This is a genomic window from Agromyces sp. NPDC056523 (genome assembly GCF_042794545.1).
Classification (GTDB): Bacteria; Actinomycetota; Actinomycetes; order Actinomycetales; family Microbacteriaceae; genus Agromyces.
Genome location: NZ_JBHTTM010000005.1, coordinates 95,292 through 117,651 on the forward strand (window position 1 = coordinate 95,292; position 22,360 = coordinate 117,651).

Consider the following 22,360-nt stretch of genomic DNA (forward strand, 5'->3'; position numbering starts at 1 on the left):
GCGCTCGCGTCGCGAGCGGCGCGTGCCCCAGACTGGGCGGGTGATCACCGAGACGAGGATGCCGCGGGCGCTGCGTCCGTTCAGCTCCGGGCAGTATCGGTTGCTCGTCGTCGCGCTCTCAGCGTCCTTGCTGTCGGCGGGCGCGTGGATCGTGGCGGCCGCGTGGCAGGTCATCGAGCTCGGCGGATCGCCGATCGACCTCTCGATCGTGGCCGTGGGCGCGAGCCTCGGGCTCGTGGCCGCCGTGCTCGTCGGCGGCGTGGTGGCCGACCGGGTGCCGCAGCGTCGGATCCTCCTCGTGGTCGAAGCGGTGCGCGCCGTCGTGTTCGGCGTCGCCGGGTCGCTCGCACTGGCCGGCCTCATCGAGGTGTGGCACCTCGCGGTGCTCTCGTTCGTGCTCGGCGTTGCGGACGGGTTCTTCTACCCGGCGTACTCGGCATGGCTGCCGGCGCTGCTGCCCGCCGACCAGCTGCTCGCCGCGAACGGCGTGGAGGGCGTGCTGCGGCCCGTCGCGCAGAACGCCGCCGGACCCGCGCTCGCCAGTGCGCTGATCGCGGTGCAGGCGCCGTGGCTCGCGTTCCTCGTGGTCGCCGTGCTGCAGGTCGTCGCGATCGTGGGACTCGGCCTCATGCGGACGACGGCGGTCCGGCGAGACCTCGAAGCGACCGAGCTGCATCCGGTGCGCCAGATGTTCGTCGACCTGCGCGACGGCTTCACGTACCTGCTGCGCACCCGCTGGCTGTTCGCGACGCTCGCGTTCTCGATCCTGCTCGTGCTCGTCGTGATCGGCCCGATCGAGGTGCTGATGCCGTTCGCGGTCCGCGACCAGACCGGCGGCGGCGCCGGCGAGTTCGCTCTCGTGCTCGCGGCGTTCGGCATCGGCGGCGCGGTCGGCTCGCTGCTCGTCGCGTCGTTCCGGCTGCCGCGGCGGTACCTCACGCTCATGATCCTGGCGTGGGGCTTCGGCTGCATCCCCCTCGCGGTGATCGGCGTGACGTCGTGGCTCTGGGTCATGGTCGTCGCGACGTTCATCGTGGGATTCCTGTTCGACGCCGCCTCGGTCGTGTGGGGCACGCTGCTGCAGCGTCGGGTCCCACCGGCGATGCTGGGGCGCGTCTCGAGCCTGGATTTCTTCGTGTCGCTCGCGCTCATGCCGCTGTCGATGGCGATCGCCGGACCGGTGGGCGAATGGCTGGGGCTCGCGCCGGCGTTCCTCATCGCGGGCCTCGTGCCGCCGCTGCTCGCGGTGGTGACACTGGCCGCGGCGCGGCTCGGGCAGGACGAGCTCACCCACCCGCTCGACGGCATGATCGACACGACGCAGGTGACGGGCAGCGAGGCGGCCGCGGGCTTCGCGCCGCCCGTGGATGAGCCACACCCGCCGCGGCCGTCGCGCCCGGCGACGGATGCGGCGGAGTGAGCGTCAGTCCTTCTCGGGTTCGGCGACGCCGCCGATCGATGCCCTGATCGCGGGGTCGAGGTCGGCCTGCTCGTGCGAGACGAGTTCGTACGCAGTGAGCTCGCGGGGGGCCTCCTCGATGCCCTTGAGCGGGGCGAGGACCTTCGACTCGTCGAGCGCCCCGAGCTTGCGGGCGGTCGGGAGCACCTGACGCTCGAGGGAGCCGACGAAGGCGTTGTAGTCCTTGACGCTGCGCTCGATCGTGCGGCCGAGCTTCTCGATGTGGCTCGCCGTGGTCGCGAGCCGCGAGTAGAGCTCGCGACTGAGGTCGAAGAGGGTCTTGGCCTCGTTCGTGAGCACGTCCTGCTGCCACGAGTACGCGACGGTCTTCAGCACCGACCACAGCGTGACCGGGGAGGCGAGCGCGACGCGCTTGCCGAACGCGAACTCCATGATGCCGGGATCGGCCTCGAGTGCGGACGAGACGAGCGACTCGCTCGGGATGAACGCGATGACGAGCTCGGGCGACGCGTCGAGGCCGTTCCAGTACGCCTTCGAGCCCAGCGCGGTGATGTGCGCTCGCACCGCCTGGACGTGCTGCTTGAGGAAGTCGGCGCGCTTCGCCGCGTCGGCTCCGGATGCGGTCGCGGGGATCTGGCTCGCCTCGAGGTAGGCGTTGAACGGCACCTTCGCGTCGACCGCGATCGACTTGCCGCCCGGCAGGTGCACGATCATGTCGGGCCGCCCCGCCCCCGCATCGCTCGCGATGCTCGACTGCACGTCGAAGTCGACGCGCTCGATCAGGCCGGCCGCCTCGACGACGCTGCGGAGCTGGGTCTCTCCCCACACTCCGCGGGTGCTGTTGGAGCGCAGCGCCGACGCCAGCGACTCGGCCGTGGCGCGCAGCCGCTCCTCAGACTCGGCGGCCGAGCGCAGCTGCTGGGCGAGCTCGCCGTGCTGCAGTGTGCGCTGCGACTCGATCTCGGTGACCTTGTGCTGCATCTCGCTGAGCGACTGCTTCACCGGCGCCAGGGCCTGGAGCACGCGGCTCTCGGCGGCATCCCGCGCCTCGCGTGCGGCGACCTCGGCGCGCTGGCGCTCGACGAGCTCGCGGTACTGGTGCTGCGCCGCCTCGATCTGCTCGCGCAGGCCGTCGGCGCGGGCCTGCGTCGCCGCGAGCTCTTCGCGCAGCACGGCCTTCGCCGCCTCTTCGCCCGCGCGAACGTCGGCGATGGCAGCCTGGTGGCGGGCCTCGACCAGCGCGGGATCGTCGTGCAGGGCGCCTTCGGCCGCCTGCCGCCGCTGGGCGAGCAGGTGCGTGGCGAGCGCGCCGAGCGCGGCGCCGACGAGGAGGCCGATCAGGAGCAGCAGGAGGTCCATGCCGCCAGTGTGTCAGCGGCCCACGACATCCCATCGGAGGCGCCGCGCGTTGCGCCGCTTCGGCGGCTCGCGCGCCATCCCGATGGCGCCATCGCGGCTACTGCAGCGCCATCGGCCCGTCGGCGGCGGTCGCCGCCGCCGACGCGGCGGCGCCGATCGCGCCGACCCGCACGCGGGTGATGTGCGCCAGACGCTCGAGGTCGTCGGCCTCGTGGCGCTTCGCGGCGTGGACGACGATCGCGGCGCATGCCTCGGCGTCGGCGAGCGCGTCGTGGTGCGAGAAGTCCTCGAAGCCCGCCGCCATCGCGGCCGACGGCAGGCGGTAGGAGTCGAGGTGGTACGTGCGCCGGGCGACCTGGAGGCTGCACAGGTAGCGGAAGTCGGGCACGGCCAGCCCGTGCACCTCGGTCGTCTTCACGATCACGCCCATGTCGAACCCGGCGTTGTGCGCGACGAGCCAGTCATCGCCCGCGAACTCGCGCAGGAACGGCAGGTGCACCTCCCACCCGCCGGCGTCGGCGACCATGTCGCGCGTGATCCCGTGGATGCGCACGTTCCAGTACGCGAAGTCGTCGTGCGGGAACGGCGGCCGGATGTACCGGTGCTCGCGCTCCACCACGCGCCCGTCGACGACCTTCACGAGCCCGACGGAGCACGCCGAGGCGGCGGAGGAGTTGGCGGTCTCGAAGTCGATCGCGGTGAAGCTCACTGGCACGTTGGGATCGTCGCACGCGGCCACGACACGGCCGGGCGCGTCGCCCCGCGCGTCGTCGAACGGTTGACGGATGCCGCGGTGCGGGCGTGGAATGGCACCGTGGAACAGCGCGCCGGCGACGAACGCGGCCTCGTGCGGGACCCCGCGGACCCCGAGACCGTGCGTTCGGCGCGCTCGTTCGGCGCCGCGGCATCCGTCTACGGCGCCGCCCGGCCCGGGTACCCGATCGAGGCCGTCGCGTGGCTGGTGGGCGACGCGACGCGCGTGCTCGACCTCGGGGCCGGCACCGGCAAGCTCACCGAGGCGCTCGTCGCCCTCGATCGCGACGTGATCGCGGTCGACCCGGTCGAGGAGATGCTCGAGGAGCTCGAGGTGCGCGTCCCCGGCGTGCCCCGCATCCTCGGCACCGCCGAGGACATCCCGGTCGAGGACGCCTCGGTCGACGCCGTCGTCGCCGGCCAGGCGTGGCACTGGTTCCAGCCCGAGCGCGCGGTGCCCGAGATCGCGCGCGTGCTGCGTCCCGGCGGCACGCTCGGCATCGTGTGGAACAGCCGGGACACGTCGGTCGAGTGGCTGCGGCAGGCCGGCGAGGTCATGCACGAACGGCACGACGCGTCGGCGAGCTTCCAGGACTACGTTCGCGTGGGCCGGCCGTTCGGCCCCATCGAGGAGCACTCGGTCGAGTGGGTCCAGCGGATGTCGCGCGCGAGGTTCCTCGACCTGGTGCGGTCGCGCAGCTACTACCTCATGGCGTCGCCGGTCGAGCAGCGATCTGTGATCGCCACGCTCGAGACGCTGCTCGCGACGCATCCCGACGTGGCCGGGGCCGAGGAGCTCGCCATCCCGTACGTGACGCGGTGCTTCCGTGCGCGGCTCGGCTGATCCGGCCGCGGGGGAGGTTCACTCGATGCGCAGGCGCGCCTCGGGGTGCGCGTAGATCGCGAACGCGAGTCCCGACGGGTCGCCGGCCTTCCTGGCCGCGGCGCGGCCGGCGTTCGCCGCCTGCTCGATCGTCGAGCCGGCGATGAGCGCGTCGTAGAACGCCTCGACGAACGGGCTCGCCGGGTCGTCGTCGAGCGACCAGCCGCGCCAGACGAAGGCGCCCGCGCCCGCCCGGAGGAACGCCTCGGCGAATCCGGTGCGGCAGGGCCGGCCCGATGGCAGCCGCCCGAGATCGGCGGCGTTGAGCATGATCAGCGGTGAGGTCTCGGACTCGGGTCGCTTGCGCAGGTCGCGGCGCGCGTCGGCATCGCTGTAGCGGGCGCGCAGGCCGGCATCGTCCGCGCTGAATCCGCCGAGCAGCACCTCCTGCCGATGCTCCGGTCGCGGACTCCACCGCGCGTGCCCGGCGAAGTGCAGCAGGTCGAACCCGCCCGTCATGAGTGCGGCCAGCCCGGTCGCCGCGTCGGGCTCGACGGCGATCGCGCCGAAGCGCTGTTCGACGGCCTCGCCCTCGGCGGCGGTGCCGGCCAGGGCGAGGTCGGGGTCGGCGTACTGCGGGGACAGGTGCCGTGCGCGGCTGCGCCGCACGCGGATCGACGTGGGATGGGGCGTGCCGACGATCCAGCGCGTCAGGCCGTAATCGGCGAGGAAGCGGTCGTCGGGGCCGCCCTTGGTGCCGGGTGCGCGCACGAGCAGGAGTTCCCACGGCAGGTCGAGTGCGGCGGTCGCCTGCACGACGATGCCGTCGAGTTCATCGCGGTGGGCCCACAGCAGCTCGCGGGCCCGGCGATCGAGCATGCGGTCGGCGAGCTCGGACCCGAGCGAGCGCAACCCCCGGTCGATCGACTCGGCGCGCTCGGCCGGCGGCATCCCGGCGAGGCGGTCCCTGAAGCCGGCGAACGCCGCCTGCACGTCGCCCGCGATCCGGAGGGCGTCGCCGAGCTTCACGCGGAAGTGGTGGGAGTCGCCGCCCACCGAGACGGCCGCATGCAGGGTCGACCGCGCGCCGACGAGCTCCTCGTCGATGCGGATCGTCGGGCGGGAGGCGAGCGACGGGTCGGGCCGGGTGACGGATGCCACGACGCGGGCCACGCCCGTCTGGTCGTGGTCGTCGGAGTCGACGACCTCGGTCGTGAGCCGGAGGGTCGCGAGCGGCAGCTCCACGTCCTGCCTGACGAGCACCATGACCTCGGCGGGACCGCGATCCGCGGCGATGAGCTTGAACCGCGCCTCGGCGGCGCCGGACGCCGGGAGGCGGAGCGTGCGGGTGCGCGGCGTTCCGAGGGGGAACCGCAGCCCGCGGGGGACCACCGTCACGGTCACGGGACGATTCCCGATCGCCGCGGCGGCATCCGCCGCATGGTCGTCCGCACCGGGCGCATCCGCCGCGGCCGGGATCAACCGGACGACCAGCGTGGTCGCCGTTCCCGCAGGCACGATGGGCTTCATCTCGGCCTGCGCGGCCACCATCGCGGCCGGCGTCGTCTCGCCGATCACGCGTCCTGCCTGCAGCATCCGTTCACCTTCCGGGTCCACTGAGCGGAGCCACGGTGCGGCTCGCGATGGGGACGCTACGCGGCGGCGGCCCCCGCCGCATCAGGGTGGACACCGATGCGGCGGGGGACACGGTGTGCCGCGTCAGCCGCGCGGTTCGTCGGCGACCCGGTCGAGCCAGTCGCGCACGAGCGAGGCGAACAGGTCGGGCCGCTCGAACTGCAGGTTGTGCCCGGCGACGTCGAGCACGACGAACGTCGCCGTGGGGTAGTGCTCGATGAGCCGCCACTGGTCGCGGTACCCGACGACGGAGTCCTGCCGGCCCGCGACGATGAGGGTCGGTGCCATGAACCGCGGGCCGCCCTCGATCGGCTCGTCGAGCGCGTAGTCGGCGCGGATACGGGCGATCGCGTCGGGATCGCCCGCCGCGAGACCGGGCGCGACGTCGGTACGGAACCGGTCGAGCGCGGCCTGCGACTCGACGACCGCGATGTCGGTGAACTCGGCCGCCTCGACCGGGTCGAGCCGCGCGATCAGCCCCGCATCGGGTCGGCGGACCGCCTGCGCCGGCAGCATCCGCGCAGCCGCGTCGGCCACCACCGACGGACAGATGAGCGCGAGGCCGAGCACCTGGTCGCCCCGGCGCTGCACGAGCGCGCGCGACAGGTACCCGCCGTACGACTCGCCCACGAGCAGGAACGGCTCGGCGCCGACGGTCTCGTCGATGAACGCGTCGATCCGCTCGAGCACGTCGCGCGTGCTGGAGACGCCGTCGCCGGGGGATGCGCCGAGCCCGGGCAGGTCGGGGTAGATGCGACGAATGGGCTCGTCGGCCTCGAAGATCGGCTCGAGGCATCCGCTCATCACACGGTGGTCGACGGGGAAGCCGTGCAGCGCGACGAGCGGCACGCCGGAGCCGTGCTCGACGACGTTGAGCGGGGGAGCGGTCACCCTCCGAGGGTAGGGCGGGACGCTGACATCCGTCGCCCAGCGGGCGCCCGGTACGATGGACGCCCGTGGCACTCACCATCGGAATCGTCGGCCTCCCCAACGTCGGCAAGTCGACCCTCTTCAACGCCCTCACTAAGAACACGGTGCTCGCGGCGAACTACCCCTTCGCGACGATCGAGCCCAACATCGGCGTGGTGAACCTGCCCGACCCGCGGCTCGAGACGCTCGCCGGCATCTTCGGCTCCGAGCGCATCCTGCCCGCGACCGTGTCGTTCGTCGACATCGCCGGCATCGTGAAGGGCGCGTCCGAGGGCGAGGGGCTCGGCAACAAGTTCCTCGCGAACATCCGCGAGGCCGACGCGATCGCGCAGGTCGTGCGCGGCTTCGAGGACTCCGACGTGGTGCACGTCGAGGGCGTCGTCGACCCGAAGAACGACATGGAGACGATCAACGCCGAACTGATCCTCGCCGATCTCGAGACGCTCGAGCGCGCCATCACGCGCTACGAGAAGGAGGTCAAGGGCAGGAAGCTCGACCCCTCGGTGCTCACGGCCGCGAAGGAGGCGCAGGAGGAGCTGCAGAAGGGCACGCCCCTCTCGGCCTCGAAGGTCGACATCGCGCCCATCGCCGAGCTCGGGCTGCTTACCGCGAAGCCCTTCATCTACGTCTTCAACGTCGACGAGGCAGTGCTGACGGATGCCGCGAGGAAGGCCGAGCTCGCGGCGCTCGTCGCGCCCGCCGAGGCCGTCTTCCTCGACGCGAAGATCGAGTCCGAGCTCATCGACCTCGACCCGGCCGATGCCGCGGAGCTGCTCGCGTCGACCGGCCAGGAGGAGTCGGGCCTCGACCAGCTGGCTCGCGTCGGCTTCGACACGCTCGGACTGCAGACCTACCTCACCGCCGGCCCCAAGGAGTCGCGCGCCTGGACCATCCGCAAGGGCTGGAAGGCCCCGCAGGCCGCCGGCGTCATCCACACCGACTTCGAGAAGGGCTTCATCAAGGCCGAGGTCATCTCGTTCGGCGACCTCGTCGAGACCGGCTCGGTCCTCGAGGCCCGCGCCAAGGGCAAGGCCCGCATGGAGGGCAAGGACTACGTCATGCAGGACGGCGACGTGGTCGAGTTCCGCTTCAACGTGTAACCGGAGCGAGCCCCGACACGCTCGTCGTCGTCGCGCCGACAGCTCTAACCGGACGGCTGCGCCCGCCTGCGCGCGTCGAGATGACCCGAACGGTCGTCCGGAGCGGCAGAAGCGGCGATTCGCGTCATCTCGGGGAGTCGCGCACGCGAGGCGAGCGAACGCACGACGCCGCGCGTGCAAGACTCGCCCCAGTCGCGACACAAGCAGGACGTGAGCAACGCGAGCATGGACGTCGCCGACGCCGAGACGACCCGAGGGGGGCCGATGCCCGACCGCGCCGAGCCGCCTGCCGCGAGCGACGACCTCGCGTGGTTCACCGCAGTCGTGCACGACCACTCCACGGCGCTCGTGAAGTACTTCGCCCGCCGCGGCCCGCGACAGGACGCGGAGGACCTCGCCGCCGACGTGTTCGCGACCGCGTGGCGCCGCCGCGCCGACGTGCCGCGCGACGCCGTGCTGCCGTGGCTGTACCGCACCGCGGGCTTCACGCTCGCCAACCACCGGCGCAAGCTCGTCGACCTCCCGGTGGAGCACGTCCCCGAGGCGGGCTCCGACCGCATCGCCGACGACCCCGAGCTCAGCGCGCTGTTCGACGCCGAGCTGCGCGGCGCGCTCATGAGCGTGGGCGAGCGGGATCGACGCATCCTGCTGCTGCACGCCTGGGAGGGCCTCGACGGCGAGGAGCTCGCCCAGGTGCTCGAGATCTCGCGGTCGGGGGCGGATGCCGCGCTGTCGCGCGCCCGCAAGCGCCTTCGCGAGGCGTGGGGCGAGCGGATGTCGTTCTAGGTCGCTCCCACGTGCAAGGTCGGGCCCGCCCGGCACACATGCATGGGTGGGACCGACCTCACGGAGGGTGATCGAGATGACCGACGACGACCGGCGCGACCCGCTGGAGCGGCTGCGTGCCGCCGACCCTGCCGCAGGCGTCGAGCCCCGCGACGAGTTCGCCGACGAGGTGGTCGCCCGGGCGACCGCGGACGCGACGGCCGGAACCGCGCCCGTGGCCGACCTGACGTCGGAGCGGGCGCGCCGGCGACCGCGCTGGCTCCCGATCGCGGCGGTCGCGGCATCCCTCGCCGTGGTCGGCGGCGTCGGCTACGGCATCGGCGCGACGACCGGCGGCGCGACGAATCTCGCCGACGGCGCCGCACCGCCCATCTCGCTCTCGTCGCCCGACAGCACGGGCGCGACCGAGCAGGGCGTGCCCGAGGCGATGATGCCGGGCAGCGCCGGGGCGGCCGACAGCCGGATGTCGGCAGGCGGCGCGGAGTCGATGATCGCGCCATGGGGATGGGGTCGCAACAGCTTCAGCGCCTCGGGGCTGTCCGAGTCGGACGGCACCGCCCTCGCCCACGCGTACGACGCCCGGTCCGTGGCGCTGCCCGAGGCCGTCGCGGCGCTCGCCGCGGCACTCGGCGTGCAGGGCACGCCCGAGCTGAAGGACGGGGCGTGGATCGTCGGTTCGCAGGACGGCACGGCTCCCGCGATCTGGGTCTCGCTCGACGGCACCCTGAGCTTCTCGTACTCGAACCCGCTGATCAGCCCGTGGACGTGCGAGGACGGAACCGACGTGTGCGAACCGACGGGCGCGGTGCCGGGCGAACAGGCTGCGATCGACGCGGCACGTTCGTTCGTGATCGCCACCGGCCACGACCCGGCGGACTTCGAGTTCACGACGGAGACCTGGGAAGGCGCGGTCACCAGGTCGGCGATGGCGTGGCCCGTCGTCGACGGCCAGCGTCTCGACCAGGCCTGGACCGTCGAGGTCGGCGACCAGGGACTGATCAGCGGGTACGGCCTGCTGGCTGACATCGTCGAGCTCGGCGACTACCCCGTCGTCAGCGAGCAGGAGGCGTTCGAGCGACTCTCCGACCCGCGGTTCAGCCCGCAGATGACCGTGATGCCCGCCGCGATCCGCGAGGGGGACGACGCTGTGGTGTCGCCGGAGTGGGTGCCGCCGACCGAGCCGCCTGCTGCACCGGTCCCCGGTGCGAGCGTGTCGTGGCCGGTGAACGACGTGGAGATCGTCGACGCGCGCCTCGGGCTCGCGACGCAGTGGCAGGCCGACGGCAGCGTCGTGGTCGTCCCGGCCTACGCGTTCACTGATGCGGATGGCGGAACCTGGTCGGTGATCGCGGTCGCCGACGACAAGCTCGACTTCTCGAGCGAGTGACCGGGGCGTCGAGCGGAGCGGCCTGACTGCCCCTGTCGATCCCGGCGTCGCGCGGCTAGGGTCGAGGCATCCCGCGACGGCGCGGGGGTGGGGAGAACCGGCCATGACCGATCACGTCTACCGCGTCACCGAGATCGTCGGGAGCTCACCCGACGGCACCGACACCGCGATCCGCAATGCGATCACCCGGGCCACCGCGACGCTGCGTCATGTCGACTGGTTCGAGGTCGTCTCGACGCGCGGCGTGGTCGCCGACGGTGACGTGGCGCACTTCCAAGTGACGCTGAAGGTCGGCTTCCGCCTGGAGGACTGAGTCGCGTCTCAGGCCGGCGCGCGGCCGGTCTCGTCGCGGAGGCGCGGCTCCGTCCGCAGGTGCGGGCGCACACCGGCCTTGTCGGCGTAGAAGGCACGGATCCGGTCCATGTCGGCGGCGACATCGCCTGTGAGCTCGAACGTCGGGCCGAGGCCGGTCGTCATCGTGGTGCGGTCCACGAAGCCGAGCGTGACGGGAAGCCCGGTCTCGCGCGCGATGCGGTAGAAGCCCGACTTCCAGTACTCGTTCGCGCCCCGCGTGCCGTCGGGGGTCACGACCAGGCCGAACACCTCGCCCGCTCGTATGCGTCGGACGACCTCGTCCACCACCCGGCTCGGGTCGGCGCGGTCGACCGGGATGCCGCCGAGTCCGCGCATGATCGGCCCGCGCCATCCGCGGAAGAGGCTGGCCTTGCCGAGCCAGCGGATGTCGATCCGGTGACGCCACGCGATGCCGAGCATGAGCACGAAGTCCCAGTTCGAGGTGTGCGGGGCGCCGATCAGCACGGAGGGACGGCCCGGCGCCGGCTCGCCCGCGAGGGTCCACCGGCTGAAGGCCCAGTAGACGCGCGAGACGAGTCGTCGGAGCATCCGGCCACACTATGCGAGCGTGCATTCCGTGCACGGCATGCGTGAGCCATCCGCTGAGCCCTCCGTCAGCCAGGCGGCGTCGCCTCGGCATCGGGGCCGGATGTCGCCTCGCCCGCGCTTCGACGCCAGTCGGTGTCGAGCCGGGCGGACGAGTCACTCGCCCGTGCAGCGCACGTCCTCGATCCACCCGTACTCGAATTCGTCGTCGCCGAACACGACCGGGACGGTGTCGAACGCGACCACGTCCGTCTCCGTGACCGTGCTGGATCGTTCGGGCGACAGCGCCTTCGGGTTGTTCGCGAAGCCGAGCTCGATCTCCAGCTCGGCGCAATCGGCCTCGGTGAACAGGGCCGACTCCCAGCACCCCTCGACGTACTCGACGCCGCAGAGGTCTCCATACCGTCCGTCGGAGTAGAACTCGAGCGCGGCAGGGAAGGTGAACGCCGTCTCCCACGATTCGACCCGCTCGACGTCGGGGTCCGACGGCGCGGCGGTGGGGACTCCGGGCTCGTCCGCCTGATCGGCGGAGGGCACCGGACCGGTGGGGCCGGCGATGCCGGAGACCAGTCCGACCGCGAAGACGCCTCCGACGATGAGCACCGCGATGAGCGCGAGGCCGCCGGCCACGATTCCCACGATCGCACCGGCCGGCAGGCCTCGGCGTGGAGCGGGCGCGAACGGGCCGTCCACGGGCCCGGCCGACACCGCGTCGAGCAGGCTCGTCCGCGCCTCGGCGAGCGTGCCCGCCCATGCCTCGGCGGCCTGCCTCGCCTCGCCCTCGGGGTAGCGGGACGGATGCCGCTCCCAGGTCTCGTGCGCGTACGCCTGTTCGATCACCTCTGCCGTCAGGGGTCGGGCGACGTCGAGTCGCAGCACGCTGCGGGCGAGTTGGAGGTCCACCCCGCGATCCTACGGCGGACCTGACATCGCGGCGCCTTGTGCCATGCAGCGCGTGCTCGTGTCAAGTCCCTGCCCCGAAATCCGTTCCCCCTTGACACTGGGAGCGCGGGTCCCCGAAGCCCGTGTACAGGCCGTCGGCCAGCGCGCGCGTTCGACCGCGCCGATCCCGGGTACGGGATGGCCGACGGCCTGACCCGTCCCCGTCCCGTCGGTCGATCTGCCCGATCCGCCGACGACCACCGCCGCCCCTTCGCCCGCTGGAAAGGACCGCCCACGTGGGATCCCTCCACCTCGGCCGCCTCGTGCGGATCGAACTGCCCGATGACGTGCTGGCCCACGTGCACACCGTCCTGCTCGCGAAGCTCCGCGTGCACGAGCCGATCCTCCTCGGGTGGACGCAGTCCGACGGTCGCCATGAGGAAGTGCTCGTGAACCCGTCGATGCCGATCGTCGTCGTCTACGACGTCGACGAGGAGCGCCGTCTCGACCGAGGCCGGCTGCATCGCCTGCTGGCGTCGGCCAACTCGGTCGGTGGCTTGCAACTCGATCCCGAGACCCTCGATGCGACGCGTGCGACCGCGGCCGAGATCGCGGAGGCCGGCAGCGGCGCCTCCGCGGGAGGCGCGTGACCGCACCGGTGCGGATGTCGGCCACGGATGCGACGATAGGCGCGTGCCCGAGATGCCCGAGGTCGAGGCGCTCGTCGAATTCCTGCGCGAGCGCGCGGTCGGTCGCGCCATCCTGTCGGCACGTGTCGCCGCCATCGCTGCGCTGAAGACGTTCGACCCACCGCTTCAGGCGATCGAGGCCCGCCCGATCATCGCGGTCACGCGACACGGCAAGTTCGTCGACCTCGAGATCGGCACGGCGACGGATGCCGCGGGCGAGGCGTCGCCCGTCGAGCCCTCGCTGCACCTCGTCTTCCACCTCGCACGCGCCGGCTGGCTCCGCTGGTACGACGAGGTCCCCGCCACGGTGCTGCGCCCGGGCAAGTCGCCGATCGCCCTACGGGTGCGCCTCGACGACGGCGCCGGATTCGACCTCACCGAAGCGGGCACCAAGAAGTCGCTCGCGGTCTACGTCGTGCGCGACCCCGCCGAGGTGCCCGGCATCGCCCGGCTCGGGCCCGACCCGATGTCCGAGACCTTCACCGAAGGCGACTTCGCGGGCATCCTCGCCGGGCGCCGCACCCAGGTGAAGGGGCTGCTCCGCGATCAGTCGGTGCTCGCCGGCATCGGCAACGCGTACTCCGACGAGATCCTGCACGCCGCGAAGATGTCGCCGTACAAGCTCGCCGCCACGCTCGACGCCGACGAGGTGTCGCGGCTCTACATCGCGATGCGCGACACCCTCAGCGAGGCGCTCGGCGAGGCATCCGGCAAGCCCGCCGCCGAACTGAAGGATGCCAAGCGTCGTCGCCTTCGCGTGCACGGCCGGACGGGCGAGGCGTGTCCGGTCTGCGGCGACACCATCCGCCAGGTCGAGTTCCACGACTCGACCTTCCAGTACTGCCCGACCTGCCAGACCGGCGGCAAGCCGTTGGCCGACCGCGTGCGTTCCCGGCTGCTGAAGTAGCGGGCCGGTACCGACCCGCTGCCTCAGCGACCGGAGCGTGCCTCAGGCGCCGCGGGAGTGGCGAGGGGCGTCGCCGTGCGCGGTGTCGACGGGCTTGCCATGCTCGTCCACCGGTCCGCGGCCTGGTGCGGCGACCTGCTCGTCCGACGGGGTGTGCGTCAGCGGGTTGCCGTGCTCGTCGGTCCCGGGAGCCGCGACCGGTCGCCCGTGGTCCTCGACCGTCGTCGGCCGCGGCGCAGCGTGCGCGTCGTGCACCTCGGCGTCACGGGGGGCCTCGGCCGCGCGGACGTCGTTCGCTGCGGCATCCGGATCGACCGCGGCCGCACGCTGTTCGTGTTCGGCCTGCTCGGCGCGGAGCCGCTCGGCATCGCTGCGGTGCTCCTGGCTCGTTCCCGCCAGGTGCTCGGCCTCGAGCTTGGCCCGGGCGGCGTCCGCCTCGGCCTGCCGGGCGGCCGCATCGGCCTGCATCGCCTTCACCTCGCGCTCGCGTGCGGCGGCATCGGTCTCCGCCGCCTTCTCGCGGAGCTGCTCGGCATCGCGCCGGCGCGATTCGAGCTGCGCCTCCTTGCGCTGGCGCGACGTGGCGAACCACGCGATGACGGCGACCACCGCGACGAGGACGATCACGCCCACGATGATCCAGATGATGGTGCTCGTGTCCACGTTCCACCGCCTTCCCGCGCCCCGGACCCCGGAGCGCGATTCCATGGTCACTCAACCGCACTCGCGCGCGAGGCGGTACGGGGTTGCACGGAACGTCGCCGCTGTGCTTAGCGTTCCGCCCGACCCTGTGCGGCGTCGAGGATCGCCGTCACCTCCGCGTCGTCAGTCTGCCGGAAGTCGACGTAGTGCATGCCGACGGCCATGAACGACCTGGGCGTGCTGACCGCGACGATCTCGTCGGCCTCGGGGATCGTCGCGAGCGTGTCCGCGGGGCCCACCGGAACAGCCAGGATGATTCGCGCCGCACCGCGCTGCCGGGCCACGCGGCACGCTACGCGCGCCGTCGCACCCGTGGCGATGCCGTCGTCGACGATGACGACGGTCCGCCCGGCGAGGGGCTGGGGAGGACGTCCGCGCCGGAACCGTCGGACACGCGCGTCGAGCTCAGCACGCTCGCGACGTTCGACCGCGGCGAACTCCTCGCGCCGCACGCGCCCGAGGCCCACGACGTCGTCGTTGACGACCTCGGCCCCTTCCTCGCCGATCGCGCCCATCGCGACCTCGGGCTGTCTCGGCAGGCCGAGCTTCCGCACGACGAGCACGTCGAGCGGGGCGCTCAGGGCGCGAGCGACCTCGTCGGCGACCGGGACCCCGCCGCGCGGCAGGCCGAGCACCACGGGTTCGTCCGAGCGGCGATCGCCGAGTGCCTCGGCGAGCCTTCGACCGGCCTCGCGGCGATCCGCGAACCGGCTCACGGTCGTGGCCCCGCTTCCGCTTCCGGACGGTCGTGACCGGTTGGAACGGTTCGGAGGACCGGATCGGGCTCCATGCTCCGACCCTAATCCCCGGCACCGCGGGCGTGGAACGGTCCATCCGATGTCGGCCCGGAGTTCGCTGATCGCTCACGTTCTGCGTACACTGTCAGCACCTTCCCCCTGAACGGGGGAGCCCGTTCAGACTGGGATTGACACCGCCGCGGCGCTGTCGGTCGACTTGGAGTGTCCGTGGGACGTCACAGCGTCGCGGCTCCGGCGAAGACGCCGAGCCGCCGATTCATCCTGTCCATCGCGGCCGGCGTGGCCGTCATCGGGCTGGTCGCCTCCGGCGTGTACCTCTGGGTGGGCGGACACCTGAATCCGCTGTTCGCATCGGCCGACGAGGCGGCCTGCGAGACGGTCGAACCAGTCGTCGTGATCGCCGACCCGTCGATCGCCACCGCGGTCATCGAGCTGGCCGACGACTTCAGCGCCAGCCCGAAGCGCTGCATCGACGTCGAGGTCCGCGCGCAGGATGCGGCCGACACCACGGCCGCGCTCGCCGCCGGCACACTCGAGGCCGACGCGTGGATCCCCGACTCGTCGGTGTGGATCGAGCGCACGAACACCACGGCCACCTCACTCGGCCTCGGCGAGCCCGAGCTCGAGGTCGGCCCATCCATCGCCAGCTCGCCGGTCGTCTTCGCCGCGTCGGCGGGCGACGCGCAGGAGATCGCCAAGGAACCGGTGAGCTGGGCTCGCGTGCTCGGCGGGCAGCTGCCGGCGCTGCTGCCCGACCCAGAGGCTTCCGCGGCCAGCCTCGCCAGCCTGCTCGCGCTCAAGGGGCAGTCCTCCCCGGAAGACCCCCGTCAGTTCGCCGGCGCGATGATCGGCCTCAGCAAGTCGATCCCCGCCTCGGCGGATGCCGCGATGGCCACGCTCTCCTCCGCGCAGCAGCCCACCGTCGTGCTCACGAGCGAGTCGCGCGTCGTCGAGCACAACCGCGACACGTCGTCGGAGGCGCTCGTCGCCGCCTACCCCGAGGAGGGCACGGTCGCGCTCGACTACCCCTTCGTCCGCGTCGGCGACGGCGCCCCCACGCAGCTCGACGCGTTCGAGGCGGCCCTGCAGAAGGCCGGCGAGCACTTCGCCGAGGCGGGGTTCCGCGCACCCGACGGCAGCGGTGAGGTCGACGCGCCCGGCATTGCCGGGAACGCTCCCCGAGCGCAGACCGAACTCGACCACGCAGCAGAGATCGAGATCCTCCGCGCCTGGTCCGTGCTCACGCTCCGGTCGCGCATGCTCGCCGTCATCGACGTGTCGGGCTCAATGGAGGAGCCGGCCGGCAACGGGCTGCGCCGCATCGACATCTTCCAGCAGGCCGCCGTCGGCGCCATGTCGAAGTTCTCGGGTGAGGCCGAGCTCGGCGTCTGGATCTTCTCGACCGCCCGCAACGGCGATCTCGACTACGAGGACCTCGCGCCGATCGCGCCGCTCGCCGACTCGAGCCACACCCAGAAGATCCAGCAGATCATCGGCTCGCTGCCGTCGCGCCTCGGCGGCGCCACGGGCCTCTACGACTCCACGCTCGCTGCGGTGAAGAAGGTGCGCGAGGACTACGACCCCGACAAGGTCAACTCGGTCCTCGTCATCACCGACGGCAAGAACGAGGATGAGAACGGCATCAGCCTCGACCAGCTCCTCGGCGAGCTGAAGAAGATGGACGATCCGTCCAAGCCGGTCGCGGTGATCATGATCGGCTTCGGTCCCGACACCGACCTCCAGGCGATGCAGAAGATCGCCGAGGCCACCAAGGGTGGCGCGTACTCGGCGTCGAAGCCCGAGGACCTCGGCACGGTGCTCGTCGACGCGCTCTCGCAGCGCACCTGCCGCCCGAACTGCGGCTGAGCCGGAACCGACACGGCTGAACGGCGAGGGCCGGCCGACCCAGCGTGGGTCGACCGGCCCTCGCCGTCGTGGGTCAGTGGGCGGGGACGCCCTCGCCCGGCGCCTTCGCCATGTCGGCCGGCCGACGGACGAGCGTCGAGCCGACGATCGCGAACAGCGACACGATCGCGCCGACGAGGAACGCGTTCCGGACGCCGGCGGCCTGCGCGGCGATCTCGGCGGTCCCAGCGGCCTGCGCCGACGCGGCCGTCGCCGTCATCACGGTGATGAACAGCGCGGTGCCGGCGGCGCCGGCGACCTGCTGCAGCGTGCCCACCGTCGCCGAGGCGTGCGAGTACAGGTGCGGCTCGACCGAGCCGAGCGCACTCGTGAACAGCGGCGTGAACATGAAGGCGAGTGCGGTCGACAGCGCCACGTGCGCGATGAGGATCATCCACGGCGGCGTCGACTCGGTCACGAGCGTGAGCGACCACAGCACCGCGCTCACCACGATGCTGCCCGGGACGAGCAGCGGCGTGGGGCCGACCCGGTCGTACAGGCGGCCGACCGTCGGGCCGAGCAGGCCCATCACGAGGCCGCCGGGCAGCACGAGCAGGCCGGTCGCGAGGGGCTCGAGGCCCGCGACATCCTGCAGGTAGATCGGCAGCAGGATGATGGTGCCGAACAGCGCGGCCATCATCACGGCCATCAGCGCGATCGAGACGGCGAAGTTGCGTGTGCGGAAGGTGCGCAGGTCGAGCAGCGCACGATCGGAGCGCTGGAGCAGCAGTTGGCGGACGATGAAGGCGGTGATGCCGACCGCGCCGGCGACCAGGGAGATCCACATGGCCGTCGCGTCGCCCGAGGAGCGCCCGCTGACCACGCCGCCGACCAGGCTCAGTCCGTAGACGAGTCCTCCGAATCCGATCGCCGAGATCACGACCGACACGGCGTCGATCGGGAAGACGCGGGTCTCGCCGATGTTGCGGACGCGCCGCAGGCCGATCACGAGCATTACCAGCGCGAACGGCAGCACGAACCAGAACATGTAGCGCCATCCGAAGTAGCTCAGGATGAGGCCGGACAGCGCCGGGCCGATGGCGGGTGCGACCGACATCACGATCGACACGCGACCCATGAAGCGACCGCGGTCGGACGGTGCGACCAGCGTCATGAGCGAGGTCATGAGCAGCGGCATCATGATCGCCGTGCCCGTCGCCTGCACGATGCGCGCGCCGAGGAGCACCTCGAAGCCGGGCGCGAGCGCCGCCAGGAGCGTGCCCGCCGAGAACAGGGTCATCGCGGCGCCGAAGATGGGTCGCGTCGGGAAGCGCTGGAGCAGGAAGCCCGTGATCGGGATGACGACCGCCATGGTCAGCATGAAGGCCGTGGTGAGCCACTGCGCGGCCGAGAGCGTGATGTCGAGGTCGACGACGAGGTGCGGGATCGCGACGCTCATGATCGTCTCGTTGAGGAAGACGACGAACGTCGCAGCGAGGAGGAGCCAGATCACGCGCGTGTCGCGGGCGCCGTGCTCAGGTCGCGCGGCGACCACCTGCTCGTCGAAGGCATGGTCGGCGGCGTCGGGGATTCGGATGGAGTCGGTGCCTGGTGCGGTGCGTTCGGTCACGTGCGCGTCCTCGCTCGTTCGTCGTTCTCGTTCGTCGTTCGTCGTCTTCGTCATCGTCGTCTCGGTGTCGTGCCCGAATCGCGTCGGCGCGCCATCCGTCGGGCGGTCGTCGCCGCCGTCGGCGCGAGCGGCGACGAGTACCGGAAACCGGCACTGCGTGCGCGCTATTCCCGTTCCGGGCGACGCATGCCCACGCATCGAGTTTCGGCGAGCCGCAACCTCCTCGGCGCGATCAGCCGACGATATCGCGGACGGCCGACACAGCCTGCGCGAGCGCGGCCGCGGCCGCTTCCACGTCGGCCGCGGTCGCATCGGCGCCGAACGAGAACCGCACGGCGGTCTGCGCGACCTCGGGCGGCACCCCCATCGCGGTGAGCACGTGCGACGGCTCGTCACTGCCCGCCGCACAGGCCGACCCGCTCGACACGATCACGTCCCGGCGCTCCAGCTCGAGGAGCACGGCCTCGCCGCTCGTCCCGGGGAACACGAACGACACCGTGCCGGGCAGCCTCTCGGCGGGATGACCCGTGGGAACGGCATCGGGCACGGTCGCCGCGACGTGCTCACGGAATCGCGTGGCCAGCGAAGCGACGCGCGACGCGGCATCCGCTCGCTCGGCATCGGCGAGCTGCAGCGCCGTCGCGAAGGCCACGGCGCCCGCCACGTTCTCGGTGCCCGACCGTCGACCCCGTTCCTGGCCGCCGCCGTGCAGGACCGGCTCGATCGGCAGGCGCCCGCGCACCACCAGGGCGCCCGTGCCCTTGGGCGCGCCGACCTTGTGGCCGGCGAGCGACATCGCGTCGACGCCGAGCGCGTCGAGCGACAGCGGCAGCCAGCCGGCAGCCTGCACCGCGTCGGTGTGCATGAGCGCTCCGGACCCGTGCGCGAGGCGCGCGAGGTCGGCGACCGGGTTCACGGTGCCGACCTCGTTGTTCGCGAGCTGCACCGAAACCAGCGTCGTGTCGGGCCGGATGGCTCGGGCGAGCGCCTCGGGCACGACCATGCCGGTCGCGTCGACGGCGACCTGGTCCACTTCGAAGCCGTGCAGGCGTCGCAGCGCGTCGGCGGCCTCGAGCACGGCCTCGTGCTCGACCGGCGACACCACGACGTGCCGACCGCGCGGATTCGCGAGTGCGAGCCCCTTCACGGCGAGATTGTCGGCCTCGGTGCCCCCGGAGGTGAACACCACGTCGCCCGGGCGTGCGCGGACCACCGCCGCGACCGCCTCGCGCGCCCACGCGAGCGCACGCGCCGCCTCCTCGCCGATGCCGTGCCGGCTCGACGCGTTGCCGAACGCGCCCGTGAGGTACGGCCACATCGCCTCGAGCGCCTCGCGGCGGACCGGCGTGGTGGCGGCGTGGTCGGCGAAGATCACGCGGACCCCCGCGTCGCGCCATCCGGTGCCTCGATCACGACGTCGAGCCCGAGGTCGAGCGCGCGTGCCGAATGCGTGAGCGCGCCGACCGAGATGACGTCGACCCCGGTCGCGGCGATCGCGGCGACCGTGTCGAGGTTCACGCCGCCCGACGCCTCGACGATCGCGCGGCCCGCGATGAGCTCGACGCCCGTCCGCAGGTCCGCGACCGTGAAGTTGTCGAGCATGATCGTGTCGACGCCCCCCGCCAGCACAGGCTCGACCTGGTCGAGGCGGTCGACCTCGACCTCGAGGTGGGCGGTGTGCGACATCCGTTCGCGCGCCTCGCGGAGCGCGGTGGCGAGGTCGGCCCCGCCCGCGGTCAGCACGGCGAGGTGGTTGTCCTTGGCCATGACCGCGTCGGACAGGCTGCGGCGATGGTTGCGGCCCCCGCCGTCGCGCACGGCCTGGCGCTCGAGGCTGCGCAGGCCCGGCGTCGTCTTGCGCGTGTCGACGATGCGTGCGCGGGTGCCGGCGACCGCGTCGACGTACCGGGCCGTGAGGGTCGCGACGCCCGACATCCGCTGCACGAGGTTGAGCGCGACGCGCTCGGCCCGCAGGATGCCACGGGCAGGACCCTGCACTCGGGCGAGCACGTCGCCCGCCGAGAACCGGTCGCCGTCGGCGACGAGCACCTCGACCGCGATGTGCGCGTCGACCAGGCGGAACGTCGCCTCGACCACGCGCGCGCCGCTGAACACGCCGGGCTCGCGGGCGACGAGCTCGGCCGTCGCGGTCGCGGACTCGGGGATCAGCGTCTCGCCCGTGAGGTCGCCCCAGGGCGCGTCCTCGTCGAGCGCCATCAGGACGACGCGCTCGATCTCGCGGGGTTCGGTCATCAGGCGGCCTCTCGTTCGGCTGCGGCGACGGAGGTCGCGTCGCGCCGCGTGTGCGCGCCGACGCTCTCGGTTCGGGCGAGCGCGGCCGCCACCGTGAGCCGGGCGAGCCCGAGCAGGTTGCGGTCCTCGGCGGTGCGGCGGTCGACGGGCTCGGGGGCGTGCCATCCGGAGAGGCGGGCGGATGCCGCCGCGAGCCCGTCCGCGTCGCGCTCGAGCCCGACGTGGTCCCACATCAGCTGCCGCAGCTCGTCTCGGTCGACGAGCCCTCCTTCTCCTCGATGCGTCCCGGAGGAGATTCGACCCGACACCCCGGCGGTTCGGTCGGCGCCCCCGGCGTGTCGAACGCGATCTCCTTCGTTGCGCACCGGGGAGGGGGCGTGAGCAGTGGCGGCGACGGGGGCGGATGGCGCGGCCGCGACGTCGCGCGCGGCGCGCTCAGCGAACACCGCGCCCTCGAGCAGCGAGTTCGAGGCGAGGCGGTTCCCGCCGTGGACGCCCGTCCGGGCGACCTCGCCGACCGCCCACAGGCCGGGCAGGCTCGCGCGTCCGGCGAGGTCGGTCACGACGCCTCCCATCGCGTAGTGCGCCGCCGGGACGACGGGCACGGGCGCGCGCGACCAGTCGAAGCCCGCGGCGCGGCACGCCGCGTCGATGCCGGGGAAGCGGCTCGCGAGGCGCTCGGCGCCGAGGTGCGTCGCGTCGAGCACGACGGGCGCGCCCTCCTGCTCGGCCATGCGGCGCCAGACGGCGCGGGCGACGACGTCCCGCGGAGCGAGCTCGCCGCGCGAGTCGACGTCGAAGAGGAACCGGCGACCGTCGGCGTCGCGCAGCACGGCGCCCTCACCGCGGACGGCCTCGGAGATGAGCGGCGTGCCCGGCACCGCGAGCGCGGTGGGGTGGAATTGGACGAACTCGAGGTCGGCCACGACCGCGCCGGCGCGCGCGGCGGCGGCGACGCCGTCGCCCGTCGCGACGTCGGGGTTCGTCGTATGCCGGAACAGGCATCCGGCGCCCCCGGTGGCGAGCACGACCGCGTCGGCGCGCAGCTCGCGCATCACGGGCGCGTCGACGGAGGCAGCGCCATCCGCCCCCTCACCCGCGATCACGCGGATCCCGACCACCCGGCCCGTCTCGACGAGGAGGTCGACGAGCGTGGTGTGCTCCATGACGCGCACGTCGCGTCGCCGCACCGTCGCCACGAGCGCCGCCTCGATCGCCGCGCCCGTCCGGTCGCCGCCGGCGTGCAGGATGCGGGCGCGAGAATGCGCCGCCTCGAGCCCGCGCGCGAGCCCGGACTCGTCGTGGTCGAACGCGACGCCGAAGCGGATGAGGTCGCGGACGCGTCCCGGCCCCTCGTCGGCGAGTACCCGCACCGCGGCGGGGTCGCCGAGCCCGGCGCCCGCCGCGAGCGTGTCGGCCGCATGGCGCTCGGGCGCGTCGCCCGCGAAGATCGCCGCGGCGATGCCGCCCTGCGCCCACGACGTCGCACCGTCGCCGAGCGCCGCCTTCGTCACGACCGTGACGTCGCACCCGGCCTCGGCGGCCCGGATCGCCGTCCACAGCCCGGCGATGCCGGAGCCGACGACGAGCACGCGCGGCAT

At 72.8% G+C, this 22,360-nt stretch carries 20 protein-coding genes and 1 pseudogene; 9 read left to right on the forward strand and 12 right to left on the reverse strand.

The genetic code is table 11. The features are described from left to right. Positions 1-58: 58 nt before the first annotated feature. A pseudogene (locus tag ACFQ58_RS15840) lies at positions 59-1,300 on the forward strand (MFS transporter); the annotation flags it as partial. Positions 1,301-1,423: 123 nt separating this feature from the next. Here ACFQ58_RS15840 and rmuC read toward each other — a convergent pair. Both rmuC and ACFQ58_RS15850 read right to left on the reverse strand, forming a co-directional pair. After that, positions 1,424-2,779: a DNA recombination protein RmuC gene (gene rmuC, locus ACFQ58_RS15845; RefSeq protein ID WP_376952128.1), complete on the reverse strand. Its 1,356-nt coding sequence runs from the start codon at positions 2,777-2,779 to the stop codon at positions 1,424-1,426. Positions 2,780-2,876: 97 nt separating this feature from the next. Next, a complete protein-coding gene (locus ACFQ58_RS15850) occupies positions 2,877-3,494 on the reverse strand; it encodes an exonuclease domain-containing protein (protein WP_376952129.1) in 618 nt (205 codons plus the stop codon). A gap of 99 nt (positions 3,495-3,593) precedes the next feature. On the opposite strand from ACFQ58_RS15850, the gene ACFQ58_RS15855 reads away from it, so the two are divergent. Next, entirely contained in the window at positions 3,594-4,376 is a 783-nt protein-coding gene (locus ACFQ58_RS15855) for a class I SAM-dependent methyltransferase (RefSeq protein ID WP_376952130.1), read from the forward strand. An 18-nt stretch (positions 4,377-4,394) separates the two neighbouring features. Here the strand turns inward: ACFQ58_RS15855 and ACFQ58_RS15860 are convergent, their stop codons facing one another. Next, on the reverse strand, positions 4,395-5,951 hold the full coding sequence (locus ACFQ58_RS15860; RefSeq protein WP_376952131.1) for a CHAT domain-containing protein: 1,557 nt from the start codon (positions 5,949-5,951) through the stop codon (positions 4,395-4,397). A 123-nt stretch (positions 5,952-6,074) separates the two neighbouring features. Next, entirely contained in the window at positions 6,075-6,881 is an 807-nt protein-coding gene (locus ACFQ58_RS15865) for an alpha/beta fold hydrolase (RefSeq protein ID WP_376952132.1), read from the reverse strand. 65 nt (positions 6,882-6,946) lie between these two features. On the opposite strand from ACFQ58_RS15865, the gene ychF reads away from it, so the two are divergent. The 4 genes from ychF to ACFQ58_RS15885 all read left to right on the forward strand — a co-directional run bounded on the left by ychF (position 6,947) and on the right by ACFQ58_RS15885 (position 10,506). Further along, the gene (ychF, locus tag ACFQ58_RS15870; RefSeq protein WP_376952133.1) at positions 6,947-8,020 is read left to right on the forward strand and encodes a redox-regulated ATPase YchF; all 1,074 of its coding nucleotides are present in this window, start codon (positions 6,947-6,949) and stop codon (positions 8,018-8,020) included. A 210-nt stretch (positions 8,021-8,230) separates the two neighbouring features. Next, positions 8,231-8,806: an RNA polymerase sigma factor gene (locus tag ACFQ58_RS15875; protein ID WP_376952134.1), complete on the forward strand. Its 576-nt coding sequence runs from the start codon at positions 8,231-8,233 to the stop codon at positions 8,804-8,806. A 76-nt stretch (positions 8,807-8,882) separates the two neighbouring features. Then, positions 8,883-10,193 carry a hypothetical protein gene (locus ACFQ58_RS15880; RefSeq protein WP_376952135.1) on the forward strand — a complete coding sequence of 437 codons (1,311 nt, stop codon included), beginning with the start codon at positions 8,883-8,885 and terminating at the stop codon, positions 10,191-10,193. 103 nt (positions 10,194-10,296) lie between these two features. Next, positions 10,297-10,506: a dodecin gene (locus ACFQ58_RS15885; protein WP_376952136.1), complete on the forward strand. Its 210-nt coding sequence runs from the start codon at positions 10,297-10,299 to the stop codon at positions 10,504-10,506. Positions 10,507-10,514: 8 nt separating this feature from the next. Here ACFQ58_RS15885 and ACFQ58_RS15890 read toward each other — a convergent pair whose 3' ends face one another. Then, on the reverse strand, positions 10,515-11,096 hold the full coding sequence (locus tag ACFQ58_RS15890) for a 1-acyl-sn-glycerol-3-phosphate acyltransferase (protein WP_376952137.1): 582 nt from the start codon (positions 11,094-11,096) through the stop codon (positions 10,515-10,517). A 153-nt stretch (positions 11,097-11,249) separates the two neighbouring features. Then, positions 11,250-11,996, reverse strand: coding sequence for a hypothetical protein (locus tag ACFQ58_RS15895; RefSeq protein ID WP_376952138.1), 747 nt, complete (start codon positions 11,994-11,996; stop codon positions 11,250-11,252). Between the two features lie 275 nt (positions 11,997-12,271). Here ACFQ58_RS15895 and ACFQ58_RS15900 point away from each other — a divergent pair, with 275 nt between their 5' ends. Further along, a complete protein-coding gene (locus ACFQ58_RS15900) occupies positions 12,272-12,625 on the forward strand; it encodes a hypothetical protein (protein ID WP_376952139.1) in 354 nt (117 codons plus the stop codon). Positions 12,626-12,668: 43 nt separating this feature from the next. Beyond that, positions 12,669-13,571 (forward strand): Fpg/Nei family DNA glycosylase, encoded by a 903-nt coding sequence (locus ACFQ58_RS15905; protein ID WP_376952140.1) that lies wholly within the window; start codon positions 12,669-12,671, stop codon positions 13,569-13,571. A gap of 42 nt (positions 13,572-13,613) precedes the next feature. On the opposite strand, the gene ACFQ58_RS15910 is transcribed toward ACFQ58_RS15905, so the two are convergent. After that, positions 13,614-14,234, reverse strand: coding sequence for a hypothetical protein (locus tag ACFQ58_RS15910; protein ID WP_376952141.1), 621 nt, complete (start codon positions 14,232-14,234; stop codon positions 13,614-13,616). A gap of 107 nt (positions 14,235-14,341) precedes the next feature. Further along, positions 14,342-14,989, reverse strand: coding sequence for a phosphoribosyltransferase (locus ACFQ58_RS15915; protein WP_376952142.1), 648 nt, complete (start codon positions 14,987-14,989; stop codon positions 14,342-14,344). 249 nt (positions 14,990-15,238) lie between these two features. Here ACFQ58_RS15915 and ACFQ58_RS15920 point away from each other — a divergent pair, with 249 nt between their 5' ends. Then, positions 15,239-16,897 carry a substrate-binding domain-containing protein gene (locus ACFQ58_RS15920; RefSeq protein ID WP_376952143.1) on the forward strand — a complete coding sequence of 553 codons (1,659 nt, stop codon included), beginning with the start codon at positions 15,239-15,241 and terminating at the stop codon, positions 16,895-16,897. Between the two features lie 73 nt (positions 16,898-16,970). Here ACFQ58_RS15920 and ACFQ58_RS15925 read toward each other — a convergent pair whose 3' ends face one another. The 4 genes from ACFQ58_RS15925 to nadB all read right to left on the reverse strand — a co-directional run bounded on the left by ACFQ58_RS15925 (position 16,971) and on the right by nadB (position 22,360). Next, on the reverse strand, positions 16,971-18,560 hold the full coding sequence (locus tag ACFQ58_RS15925) for an MDR family MFS transporter (protein WP_376952144.1): 1,590 nt from the start codon (positions 18,558-18,560) through the stop codon (positions 16,971-16,973). Positions 18,561-18,738: 178 nt separating this feature from the next. Then, positions 18,739-19,881, reverse strand: coding sequence for a cysteine desulfurase family protein (locus tag ACFQ58_RS15930; RefSeq protein ID WP_376952145.1), 1,143 nt, complete (start codon positions 19,879-19,881; stop codon positions 18,739-18,741). Then, entirely contained in the window at positions 19,878-20,759 is an 882-nt protein-coding gene (gene nadC, locus ACFQ58_RS15935; protein WP_376952146.1) for a carboxylating nicotinate-nucleotide diphosphorylase, read from the reverse strand. Before nadC ends, ACFQ58_RS15930 begins: the two co-directional genes overlap by 4 nt. After that, entirely contained in the window at positions 20,759-22,360 is a 1,602-nt protein-coding gene (nadB, locus tag ACFQ58_RS15940) for an L-aspartate oxidase (RefSeq protein ID WP_376952147.1), read from the reverse strand. Before nadB ends, nadC begins: the two co-directional genes overlap by 1 nt.

Bases quoted from the DNA above. Each gene is read 5' to 3' on its own strand.
- rmuC (WP_376952128.1), bottom strand. From the start codon at position 2,779: ATGGACCTCCTGCTGCTCCTGATCGGCCTCCTCGTCGGCGCCGCGCTC.
- ACFQ58_RS15860 (WP_376952131.1), bottom strand. From the start codon at position 5,951: ATGCTGCAGGCAGGACGCGTGATCGGCGAGACGACGCCGGCCGCGATG.
- ACFQ58_RS15880 (WP_376952135.1), top strand. From the start codon at position 8,883: ATGACCGACGACGACCGGCGCGACCCGCTGGAGCGGCTGCGTGCCGCC.
- ACFQ58_RS15885 (WP_376952136.1), top strand. From the start codon at position 10,297: ATGACCGATCACGTCTACCGCGTCACCGAGATCGTCGGGAGCTCACCC.
- ACFQ58_RS15890 (WP_376952137.1), bottom strand. From the start codon at position 11,096: ATGCTCCGACGACTCGTCTCGCGCGTCTACTGGGCCTTCAGCCGGTGG.
- ACFQ58_RS15925 (WP_376952144.1), bottom strand. From the start codon at position 18,560: ATGACGAAGACGACGAACGACGAACGAGAACGACGAACGAGCGAGGAC.
- nadC (WP_376952146.1), bottom strand. From the start codon at position 20,759: ATGACCGAACCCCGCGAGATCGAGCGCGTCGTCCTGATGGCGCTCGAC.
- nadB (WP_376952147.1), bottom strand. From the start codon at position 22,360: ATGCCGCGCGTGCTCGTCGTCGGCTCCGGCATCGCCGGGCTGTGGACG.